The organism is Tepidanaerobacter sp. GT38 (genome assembly GCF_021991635.1).
Classification (GTDB): Bacteria; Bacillota; Thermosediminibacteria; order Thermosediminibacterales; family Tepidanaerobacteraceae; genus DTU063.
This window is the reverse complement of sequence record NZ_JAFFJA010000140.1, coordinates 1-11206: the sequence shown is the minus strand read 5'-3', so window position 1 is coordinate 11206 and position 11206 is coordinate 1. Positions and strand designations below refer to the sequence as shown.

10 protein-coding genes and 2 tRNA genes are annotated in these 11206 nt (G+C 38.9%); 4 read left to right on the top strand and 8 right to left on the bottom strand.

Annotated elements, in window-relative coordinates; genetic code table 11:
* The first annotated feature begins 180 nt into the window (after window positions 1-180).
* Window positions 181-771, top strand: coding sequence for a rubrerythrin (gene rbr, locus JT739_RS12585; RefSeq protein ID WP_237661468.1), 591 nt, complete (start codon window positions 181-183; stop codon window positions 769-771).
* 52 nt (window positions 772-823) lie between these two features.
* Here rbr and JT739_RS12580 read toward each other — a convergent pair whose 3' ends face one another.
* Together JT739_RS12580 and JT739_RS12575 are read right to left on the bottom strand one after the other, a co-directional pair.
* Window positions 824-2464 (bottom strand): M56 family metallopeptidase, encoded by a 1641-nt coding sequence (locus tag JT739_RS12580; RefSeq protein ID WP_237661467.1) that lies wholly within the window; start codon window positions 2462-2464, stop codon window positions 824-826.
* A 2-nt stretch (window positions 2465-2466) separates the two neighbouring features.
* Window positions 2467-2829 (bottom strand): BlaI/MecI/CopY family transcriptional regulator, encoded by a 363-nt coding sequence (locus JT739_RS12575; protein WP_237661466.1) that lies wholly within the window; start codon window positions 2827-2829, stop codon window positions 2467-2469.
* 160 nt (window positions 2830-2989) lie between these two features.
* On the opposite strand from JT739_RS12575, the gene JT739_RS12570 reads away from it, so the two are divergent.
* Entirely contained in the window at window positions 2990-5041 is a 2052-nt protein-coding gene (locus JT739_RS12570; RefSeq protein ID WP_237661465.1) for a thioredoxin domain-containing protein, read from the top strand.
* Here JT739_RS12570 and JT739_RS12565 read toward each other — a convergent pair.
* From JT739_RS12565 to JT739_RS12550, 4 genes are all read right to left on the bottom strand, one after another.
* On the bottom strand, window positions 5038-5442 hold the full coding sequence (locus JT739_RS12565; protein WP_237661464.1) for a hypothetical protein: 405 nt from the start codon (window positions 5440-5442) through the stop codon (window positions 5038-5040). The two genes, JT739_RS12570 and JT739_RS12565, sit on opposite strands and share 4 nt — an antisense overlap.
* 120 nt (window positions 5443-5562) lie before the next feature.
* On the bottom strand, window positions 5563-6024 hold the full coding sequence (locus JT739_RS12560; RefSeq protein WP_237661463.1) for a pyruvoyl-dependent arginine decarboxylase: 462 nt from the start codon (window positions 6022-6024) through the stop codon (window positions 5563-5565).
* Window positions 6025-6103: 79 nt separating this feature from the next.
* Window positions 6104-6805 (bottom strand): N-acetylmuramoyl-L-alanine amidase, encoded by a 702-nt coding sequence (locus JT739_RS12555; RefSeq protein WP_237661462.1) that lies wholly within the window; start codon window positions 6803-6805, stop codon window positions 6104-6106.
* 5 nt (window positions 6806-6810) lie between these two features.
* Window positions 6811-7467: a coenzyme F420-0:L-glutamate ligase gene (locus JT739_RS12550; protein ID WP_237661461.1), complete on the bottom strand. Its 657-nt coding sequence runs from the start codon at window positions 7465-7467 to the stop codon at window positions 6811-6813.
* A gap of 125 nt (window positions 7468-7592) precedes the next feature.
* Between JT739_RS12550 and JT739_RS12545 the strand changes: the two genes are divergently transcribed.
* A complete protein-coding gene (locus JT739_RS12545; protein WP_237661460.1) occupies window positions 7593-8483 on the top strand; it encodes an N-acetylmuramoyl-L-alanine amidase in 891 nt (296 codons plus the stop codon).
* Between the two features lie 87 nt (window positions 8484-8570).
* Entirely contained in the window at window positions 8571-10679 is a 2109-nt protein-coding gene (gene rnr / locus JT739_RS12540) for a ribonuclease R (protein ID WP_237661459.1), read from the top strand.
* A gap of 232 nt (window positions 10680-10911) precedes the next feature.
* On the opposite strand, the gene JT739_RS12535 is transcribed toward rnr, so the two are convergent.
* Both JT739_RS12535 and JT739_RS12530 read right to left on the bottom strand, forming a co-directional pair.
* A tRNA-Glu gene (locus tag JT739_RS12535) sits at window positions 10912-10987 on the bottom strand.
* Window position 10988: 1 nt separating this feature from the next.
* Window positions 10989-11062 (bottom strand) — tRNA-Gln (locus tag JT739_RS12530).
* Window positions 11063-11206: the final 144 nt, after the last annotated feature.

Below are 11206 nucleotides of genomic sequence, written 5' to 3'. Positions count from 1 at the left end.
AATAAAATTTTACACTATCTACTTTAACGCTATGTAGAATTATTAAATTCCTTAGCTTTGGGAAACAGATTCGGCGTTCTTTAAATAGATTTTGAAAAAATTGCATATTTTAATGTTTTTATAGTCATATTATAGATGATGGCAATGAACTTATAAAATATTTGATAATGGAGGATGCGCATGGTCACAAGAGGAAGTAAAACATATGAAAATTTAATGAGGGCTTTTGCAGGCGAAAGTCAGGCAAGAAACCGATACAATATTTCTGCGTCTGTAGCCAAAAAAGAGGGGTATTACGTTGTAGCGTCTGTATTCGATTATACAGCAGACCAGGAAAGGGCTCATGCAAAAGTCTTCTATCAGTTGCTTAAAGATTTTGCAGGGGACAATATAAGCATTTCTGGAGCTTATCCTGTTGATTTATATGATAGCACCGCCCAGGCTCTAAGGTCAGCAGAGCACAATGAATTGGAGGAATGGGAAAAAGTATATAGGAGCTTTGGAAAAGTGGCAGAAGAAGAGGGTTTTACAGAAGTAGCCAGGATTTTTGAGCGCATCGCAAATATAGAAAAAGTCCATGCAGACAGGTTTGCAAGGCTTGCTGATGAAATAGAAAATGGAACCATTTTCAAGAAAGATGAAGAAAGTCCATGGATATGCACAGTTTGCGGCAATATTCACGTGGGCAAGGAACCTCCTGAAGTTTGCAACGTTTGCGAGCATCCCAAAGGATTTTATATGCCCTTTTCTGAATCCTTTGCAGAATCATGACCACCCGTTTACGAGTGGTCATGATTAGCGTTTAATCTTGTGTACATCAGTATTATTTTTTGATGCTTTCGGAATTCCACCAACTGGCATCAGGAGCTCCGCCAGTCATAAAGCCTTCCACATACCAACCATGTTCTCCCTTTACAAGCCATAACCAACGTGTGGAGATGCCTTTTTCAAAAGCGGAATTTCCGCCATCTTCAATATCTAGTTGTAACTCATAACAAGCCTTATTTTCCCGAATATCTTCCCTGATTACTTTTACATCAATAATTTTTATCGTATCCCAAATATCCTGGCCGGCCGGATCAAAGGGCGCTTCATGGGCGAGAGAAAGTAGTTTTAAATAATCACTTTCGAGAAGGCCTTCGACGTAAACTTCCATTGCCCTCTTAGCATTTGGCGCAAAATAATTTACTCGGTCCCATTCAGCAATTTTTTCTATAGCAGATATTATGACTAGACGGTTGTTTTCTCGGCCAAAAGTAATTATCTCAGTTCGCTCATATTTTACCCCATCACTGTCAGCTAAATGGTAAGTGATAGTTGCCGTGTCTCTATGTATATCAATATCGTAGTCGACAACCCATGGGCTAGAACCTCCAATATTATAATTCCAGTCTTCACCGGAACGCTTTTTTTGCTCAGCAACAAACTGCTCTTTCATGTTTTCAGACATGATTGCGTAACGGGATTTTCCATCCCGGGTTTTTAAAGCTTCTGCCCAGGTTTCAGCCTTCTGAATTTTTTCTGCATTACTATTACTTGGAACGGTTCTAGGATTTGTAATAAGCCCAAACCCAACAGTTAAAACTGCAATAGTTGCTATAACAACAACCCAAAACCTCGGCTTTTTGTAATTTAAGATGTTTATGATTCGTCTTCTAACATTGTTCTCTCCAAAAGTAAGGGGACTAGCACCGATAATTCTTCTACCTGTGGACATCATTAAAAGGGAAGTGGAATAATCCTTTTTAACCTCACTTCCCAGTTCTCTAATAACACTTTCATCACAGGATAGCTCCATGTCTTCGGTCATAAGAAAAAAGGCAAGCCAAACTAGAGGGTTAAACCAGTGGATACTAAACACTATGAATGCTAAGAGCTTTGCCAGATGGTCGAGTCTTTTAATATGAGTTTGCTCATGCTTAATAATATAGGATTTCTCATGATTAGAAAGACCTGCCGGAAGATAAATCTTAGGTTTAGTAATACCAAAAACGAAAGGTGTTTTTAATCCAGTTAATTCATATACATTCTTAGAAACATGTTCTGCATTTTGCAATTTGATATATAACTCGACAGTTTTGTAGAAACTATATGTAAGTATCGCTAACATACCAAGCAGCCATACAATTTCACCTAGCTCAATCCAAAGTTGTATAGGCTTTCCATTAGTGTGGGCGACAGGTCCAGACAAAGAGTTGTTTGTCACTTGACCTGTTGACCTAATTTCCCTGGAAATTTGGGAGTATACAACGTTAGTAGGTACTGTTTGAGTATTGAAAGGTATGAGGCTAAATATGCTTTCAAATGAAAAAGGGGCTATTAGCCTAAATAGTACAATGAACCACAGTGCATAGGAGAAAAACTTAGGTGCTTTTTTAAGAAATATCCTAGCGACAATAACAAACAGAATAACGTAGGAAGATGTAATGCTCATCTTCAGCACTTGTAAAAACAATTTATCCACAACTAGCCCTCCTTGTGTTCATGTATTAATTTCAGCAGTGCTGAAATCTCATCATCAGATAGCTTTGTATTTCTAGTAAAGGCAGCTAAAAACTTCGGCAAGGAACCCTCAAAGTTTTCTTTTACAAACTGCTTGCATTGCTTAGCGTAAAAATCATCTTTTTTTATGAGTGAAGATACTAGGCCGTTTCTATTTTGAAAAATGCCTTTGTTCTCCAATCGTTTTAACATAGTATAAGTGGTTGATTTTTTCCAGTCAAACCTCTTTTTACATAGCTTCACCAATTCTCCCGAAGGAATTGGTTCGTTAGCCCAAATCAGGTCTGAGAGTTTCCCTTCCATCTCGGTAAGTTTATACGTTTTCATTCTATCTATCTCCTTTTCAAAAGGTTTACATTTTGTAGACCTAGCTATATTTATAGTCTACTTCTTGTAGACCTGTTTGTCAAGAGATGTTATTTTAACTTTGCATACTGATTTCAAACCTTCATATACTAACAATAATGTTACAGAAGGATGTGATAATTTGAATACAAAACAAAGATATACGAACAAATTGATTTCTGAAAAATCCCCTTATCTTTTGCAGCATGCTCACAATCCGGTAGATTGGTTTCCGTGGGGAGATGAAGCATTTGAAAAAGCGAAGGGTGAAGAGAAACCTATCTTTCTGTCCATCGGATACTCGACCTGTCACTGGTGTCATGTGATGGAGAGAGAATCCTTTGAGGATGAAGAAGTGGCGCGGCTCTTAAACAAACACTTTGTGTCAATTAAGGTGGATAGGGAAGAACGGCCTGACATAGACATGATTTATATGAGTGCATGTCAGGCTATGACAGGTCAGGGAGGGTGGCCTCTCACAGTTGTCATGACCCCTGATAAAAAGCCTTTTTTTGCAGGTACATATTTTCCGAAAGAAAGCAAATGGGGTCGACCTGGGCTAGTGGATATTCTAAAACAGCTAATTGAGGTTTGGGAAAAGGATAGAAGCCATATACATACCGTTGTTAATCAGGTAACGCGAATTTTGCAGGCCCAAGCCAAACAACTCCCTGGTAAATTAGATGAGTCTATTGTAGATAAAGCTTTTGATGAGTTTTACGTAAACTTTGATGAAAAGTACGGCGGTTTTGGCATGGCACCGAAGTTTCCCATGCCCCATAATCTTCTGTTTTTGATCAGGTACTGGTATAAAACCGGAAGCAGCAAAGCTTTGCAAATGGCAGAAAGAACTTTAGAGTCCATGGCCAGGGGAGGTATCTTTGACCACATAGGTTTTGGATTTCATAGGTACTCTACAGATGAGATGTGGCTTGTACCACACTTTGAAAAAATGCTTTATGATAATGCCCTTCTTGCTTACGCTTATACAGAGGCTTACCATGCTACCCAAAAGAGTATTTACAAGGATATTGCTATTAAAATATTTACATATATCCTCAGGGACATGACATCCCTTGAGGGAGGTTTTTACTGTGCGGAAGATGCCGATTCGGAGGGGGAGGAAGGTAAATTCTATGTATGGACACCTGAAGGAATCATCGAGGTATTAGGTGTTGAAGATGGAGAGTGGTTCTGCGATATCTTTGACATAACTTCAAAAGGCAATTTTGAGGGTAAAAGCATACCTAATCTAATCGGTGTGGAGATAGAAGAAAATGACAGGATAGCTCGCTGCCGTGAAAAGCTCTTTTCGGTAAGAGAAAAGCGAATCCGTCCCCACAAAGATGATAAAATTCTCACTTCCTGGAACGGCCTCATGATTGCGGCTTTTGCCAAAGGTGCCCGGGTATTTAACGACGATACTTTGTGTCAAGCTGCAGAGAGGGCAGTTGATTTCATATTTTCTAAACTGGTAAACAAAGAAGGGCGACTATTAGCAAGATACAGGGATAGCCATGCAGATTTTCCGGCTTATCTTGATGACTATGTATTTTTAACCTGGGGTTTAATAGAACTTTATGAAACCACCTTCAAAGCTAAATATTTAAGGAAGGCCTTAGAGTTAACGGAGCAAATGCTAAACCTTTTTTGGGACGACAAAAATGGTGGCCTATTTTTTAATGGGAAAGACAGTGAAGAGCTAATAATACGTTCCAAAGAAATATATGACGGGGCTATGCCATCGGGCAACTCTGTAGCAGCCTTAAATCTCATTAAGCTATCGCGAATTACTGGTGATGTAGAACTTAGCGATAAAGCTTGGCAGCTGTTTTCAGCATTTGCCGAAAGTGTATCATCACACCCTTCGGCACATGCGTTTTTACTAACCGCTTTAATGCTTGCTTTTGATTCATCAAATGAAATAGTAGTTGTGGGAAATCTAGACGAAAGCGATACAAAAGGTTTTATTGATAAAATCAGGTCATACTACATGCCAAATACTATAACAATTGTAAAAGAAGATGGCCATCAGGGCGAAGAATTAGAAAAGCTCATTCCCTTTATTAAGGATATGAAACAGGTAGACCGCAAAGCTACTTTATACGTATGTCGAGACTATGCCTGCAAATCACCTACTACTAGCATGGAAGATCTCGAGAAAATTCTAAAAGATCATGCTGAAGGAGTTTAATTTAAAACTCCTTCAACAGCTCGTGCTTGCTTTAAAAGGGGCAGCCAGCGAAAAAATTCCTCTAAAGCCTTGCTTCCAAGAATAGGCACATGTTTTGGTTTAGCGCCCGGCTCGTGAACCAACTTATAATCTTCCGGAGGAAATGCAAAATAGTAATCATCATTTTCAACATAAACCCAATATGGATAATATCCTTCAGCATCATAATCTTTGCCCCAGCCTTGTGAATCAAGTTCCGGGGAATTTGCAACAAAGTAATCCTGTTCTTTTAACAGGTCATATAACTTGTGAAAGTCAATGCTAAAGGGCAATCGAATTCGAACTTTGTCGTTTATAACTTCATATGGATAAGTTTCATCTCCTTTTATAATTTCACCTTTGACAGTTTCGATCAGGCGCATCTACAGTACTTCCTTTCATGAATAGTTAAATTTATTTTTTGTAACCAAACGGATCTTTAATCTGGAATTTTTTATAAAACAAATAAGAACCCTAAACGGGTTCTTTCGCTATATATTCGTTTAATACCACAACAACACACCTGCAAATGCACATCCGATTTTTATAACTTTGTGTTCTACCGCTTTGATTTTAACTTCAGCCAGAGTCTTGTTACGCATTTGAAAAGCTTCGACTACCATTTGCCTTACAGTTTCTTCAGCTACTTTTTTCGAAAATCTGCCGGATACCTCCATAATCATACCGAAACTGTTATCATCGGGAATTCCCACGCCTACAGCTGCTGAAATAATAGTTCCCGGTTCATCGCTATCGATAGCGCCATAAGCCGTTGGAACTAAGTTGCCGGGTGGAATGGAAAGGTGTTCATCATAGACTGCACCTGGTGGTAACACACTGCTGACTCGGACTAAGTTTAAATTGCCTGCGCCAGCTTTAAGCAGTGCTCCGTCAAAGGCATTTAAAAGTGTAGTACCTTCGGAACTTCCAGCTACAAGGTTGAATCTAGTAGGCATCGGCAACATACTAAAACCCCTTTTCCATATGATATTACGATGTATTATATGAACAGAATACCACGAATGTGCAATATTTTCAATTAGTTTAGCTGTAATCGGGAATCCTGGTAGGAGCATCACCGGAAAAATATCGGCTAATGCCTTTTTTAATGCTATCCGCTATTTTTTCTTGAAAAGCTGGGTCTTGGAGTCTTTCCCTGTCTTTTGGGTTTGATAAAAAACCCATTTCAATTAAAACAGAAGGCATAGGGCTTTCCCTTAAAATGAACAAATCTTGAGGAAGGGCTTCTCTAATGTTTTCAGGATCGATTTTTTTCAATTCTTCCTGTATGAGCAAAGCCAGCAATTTGCTTTCTGGCTTTTGCGGATTGTAAAAACACTGGGCTCCAAAATACTGTGGGTCAGGAAATTTATTTGCATGAATGCTAATTAAAATGTCAGCTTTTGACTTGGCAGCCAGGTCAATTCTCCTTTGAAGTTCCTTGCGATTAGAGTCCATTTCAACGGTGTCTTTGTCTCGAGTTAGGACAACTTTGATATTTTCGTCCTCTAATAATTTTTTAAGTTTTAAGGCTACTTCAAGATTTATTGGGCTTTCGGCAACACCGGTTCCTTCATGGACAGCACCTTTGTCTATAGTTCCGTGACCGGGATCTATTACCACAATTTTACCTTGGCTCAAGAAGTTTAATACGGGTATTGACTTGGTAATAAAAATATTGTAGCTCAGCCCCAAAATAATAATGGCAAAGATCATGGCAGCAATTTTAAATTTTTGCTTTTCCATTAATCTCACCTACCCTTATTTATTTTTTTAAGGACAACTATAGGTGTCTGTTGGTCATCATTGCCTAAAGGATTTTGTTTTAGGATTTCTATTATTTCCTTTTCCGAAGCTATCCCGGAAATAGCTAAAATATCCACGCATCTAATGTCATTTATATCCGCAATAACAGTAGTTATGCCTGTCCTTTTATATATTTCATCAGTTATTTTCTTTGGATTTTTTGGCCACAAGACAATGAATCTGTCAAAAGGCGGCATAGTGCCTGCAATGTCATCGATTTTTGCAAGTTCCCTTCCCGCAACCCTGTAAAAGTCCCCGGAACGGCCTACAGCCTTTCCCAAACCTGCAGCCAGAGCGCCAAGCAATATTCTAAATGCACCTACTTCATTTATGGCTAGCTGCATTGCTTGTGGCGTCGCAAGGCTGCCGTCCTTGTTTGGAAATTTGCATAAAAAGCGGGCCAATAGACCGCTCTTTACTGAACTTGAAAGATATGCTCTGCCTTGTGAAATTGCCACTGGACTTTCGGCGATGACAATTACATCTCCGGGTTCAGCTACAGAAGATGTGTAGCGCAGTACGACCTCTACAATATCATCTTTTTCCGTAATTAAATGTGTTCTTATGGGTACAGGAGCCCAGTTAGAATTATTTTGGCTCATGATAAAAACCTCCCGCTCTTAAATTTTTATTGTCAATACTGGAATTTTAGAATCTGTCAAACTTAGGTACCGATAAAAAATGTTTGAATAAGATGATATTAGATTTTTGAAAGGAGAAAAATACCATGAGCCCTGGTATTACAAATGTTTATATTACAACAACCCCCCGGTTCTCCTGTCTTGTAATTGAATCTATAAAGCCCTTAAAATTTTTCATAAAAAAAATTGCTGCAAGGAAATATGAAATTATTTTAAACAAACCTCTTATTATGGCACCTGATACAATATGCGTCTTCGATGGATTGGTAAATACAGTAGAGGTGATGGAAAAAGGCCAAAGGTCTGTTATTTCTGTCTCTCTCAAATATACTTGTACTCTTGAAGTGAAATTAGAGGGACAAGTTCCGGCAAGGTTAATTATTTTATTTGACAGGTATTTTTTGCAAGATTTACTCAAAAATAAAGTTATTATAATCGATCCAGGTCATGGGGGAAAAGATTTCGGCCATCGGGGCTATATAAACTTATTGGAAAAGAATGTAGTGATGGATATAGCAAAATTTTTAAAACAGGAGCTGATGAACTATGGCGCTTATGCCATAATGACCCGAGAAAAAGACTTGGCTTTAAACATTAAAGAGCGCGTAAATACAGCTGTTTTACTGGAAGCAGAGATGTTTATAAGCCTGCATACAAATTGGGACAAAGATAAAGAAGTAAACGGGGCCAAAGGAATATACTTTGGAAAACAAGGCAAAATACTTTGTGAGGCGATTCTTATGGAGATAGAGAAAAAATTAAAACTCCAAAGTCTTGGGATAAAAGAAGCTGAAAATTTATCTCAGATACCCCAAAGCCGTTATATAAAGCAAATACCTTATGCAAATATCAAAGTTTGCACTATTTCAAATCCAGTAGAGGAAGGGTGGCTGAGAAGTCCGATTTTTAAACACAGGTTAGCCGTAGCTATTGTAAATGGCATAGCAAATTATTTGTCGAGAAATAAAAAATATTAGAAAAAGGAAAGGTTGTTATATTTGAAAGTATTGGATAAAATATAGACGTACCATCTGGACAAATTTTGTTTATATGCGGAGGTAAATATGTCATTTAGTGAGTACTTATTGCAATTTATGAAGGAACAGGCCTATAAACCCATGACAGAAGGTGAACTCCTTACAGCCTTAAATATAGATCCAGGGGAAAAGGACTTTCTCATAAAAACCTTAAATTCTATGGAAAAACAGGGGCTAATTGTTAAGAACCGTCGGGGAAGATATGGTGTCCCCGAAAAAATGAACTTGATAATCGGCCAACTGGAGGGCCATCCTGGAGGCTATGGGTTTTTACTGCCGGAAAATCCTGAGCTGGATGATATATATGTAAGTAGAGAAGATATGAACGGGGCTATGCACGGTGACATGGTGCTGGTAAGGCCAAAAGTGCCAGCAAAGGGCAGTTCAAAAGCTGAAGGGGAAGTTGTTCGAATTCTTAAGCGCTCTCTCAAAACTGTCGTGGGCACTGTGGAGCGTGGGAAACAGTATTCCTTTGTGGTCCCCGATGATAAGAGAATCTTTTATGACTTATATGTGCCTAAAGAAAAAACCAACGGAGCCAAAAACGGACAGAAAGTTGTAGCTAAAATCATTGAATGGCCCCAAAAGCGCAGAAATCCCGTTGGAGAAATTATAGAAATCCTGGGTTATCCAGAGGAGCCCGGGATTGACATATTGAGCATAATAAAAAAATACGACCTACCTTTGGACTTTCCGGAAAAAGTCCAAAAACAGGTGCAGCAAATTCCTGATGAAGTTCTTGATGAAGATTTAGTAGACAGGGAAGACTTTAGGAACCAGAAAATAATAACTATAGATGGGGAAGATGCAAAGGACTTAGACGATGCAGTCTCAATTGAAGTTACGGATGGTGGATACCGACTGGGCGTTCACATTGCTGATGTCAGCTACTATGTGAAAGAAAAAAGCCCTTTGGATATAGAAGCACTAAAAAGGGGTTGCAGCGTCTACTTGGTTGACAGGGTAATTCCCATGCTTCCACCGAAGCTTTCCAATGGCATCTGCAGTTTGAATCCTAGAGTAGATCGCTTAACCATGAGCGTTATTATAGATTTTGACAAAGAAGCTAATATAAAAAGCTATAAAATAACCCCGAGTGTCATAAAAACCTGCGAGAGAATGACGTATACTCAGGTAAATAAAATCCTTGAAGACAAGGATCAAGAGATGATTAATCGCTTTAAATATCTATTAGATGATTTAACTGCCATGAGAGAGCTAGCCGAAAAACTTACTCAAAAGCGTTTTGCAAGAGGGAGCCTGGATTTTGACATTGAAGAAGCTAAGGTAATTCTAGATGAGGAAGGCCATCCCGTAGATGTTGTAAAAGAGGAGAGAAGAATTGGCAACCGCATTATAGAGGAATTTATGATCGCGGCCAATGAAGTGGTGGCAGAGCATATTTTCTGGCTGAAAATCCCGCTGATATATAGGATTCATGAAGATCCTGACGATGAAAAAATACGTTCCCTAAAAGAATTCTTATATGGTTTGGGCTACACATTAAAAGGTACCCAAAATTTAAAACCAAAATCCCTTCAACAAATCCTGGAAAAGGCTAAAGGCAAACCGGAACAGCGGCTAGTAAATACCATGTTGCTTCGGTCTTTAAAACAGGCTCGCTACAGCGGAATGAATTCGGGACATTTTGGCCTGGCGTCTCTCTATTATACACATTTCACTTCTCCTATAAGGCGCTATCCGGATCTTATAGTCCACAGGATTTTGCGCAAGCAGCTCAATAACGAGATAGACGAAAAACAGGAGAAAAAGCTGAGCAAGATGGTAGAAAAAGTAGCCAAAATATCCTCTGAGCGGGAGCGGATTGCAGAAGAAGCCGAACGGGAAACTGTCGATTTAAAAATAGCCGAGTATATGGCTTCCAAAATTGGAGAAACTTACGAAGCTATTGTTTCCGGCGTTACCTCTTTCGGCATATTTGTTGAATTGGATAACACTGTTGAAGGCTTGGTGCATGTAAGCAATATGGAAGATGACTACTATCATTTTAATGAAAAGACAATGGTCCTTGTTGGCGAAAGAACCGGCAGGACTTTCCGCATAGGAGATAAGGTAAAAGTTAAAGTTGAACATGTTAATATGGCTGAAAGGCAAATAGACTTTGTGTTGGTATAAACTGGATATAAAACTTGTACACATTAGGATGCGATGGTTCCTAAACTAAAGGAGCTATGCATCCTAATATTTTTTAAAATATGGATTTGGAGTTATGAGCTGAAGATAAAAAAGCAATAAAAACGAGGAGTTAGATATATATAACAAAAAACCCTCCTTTTTATCAGGAGGGTGGCATCCCTAAAGCATTTTCGCATTTTATGTAAAGAAAAAAACATTAAAGCTTTGGTTTTGGTAGCCATAGGGGGATTCGAACCCCCGTTACCGCCGTGAGAGGGCGGCGTCCTGAACCCCTAGACGATATGGCCATGGCTGCGGGACCAGGATTCGAACCTGGACAACATGATCCAGAGTCATGGGTGCTACCGTTACACAATCCCGCAGTATTATAGTTTTATCGGCTTCGCAATTATAGATTATAAAGGATTACTTTTGATATGTCAATACCCGAGTTGCTTGATGTGTTGTTATTCTGTGATAATGTCATGTTGAATTTATTCTGATAAAATGTCAGGTATGAGAGAGGA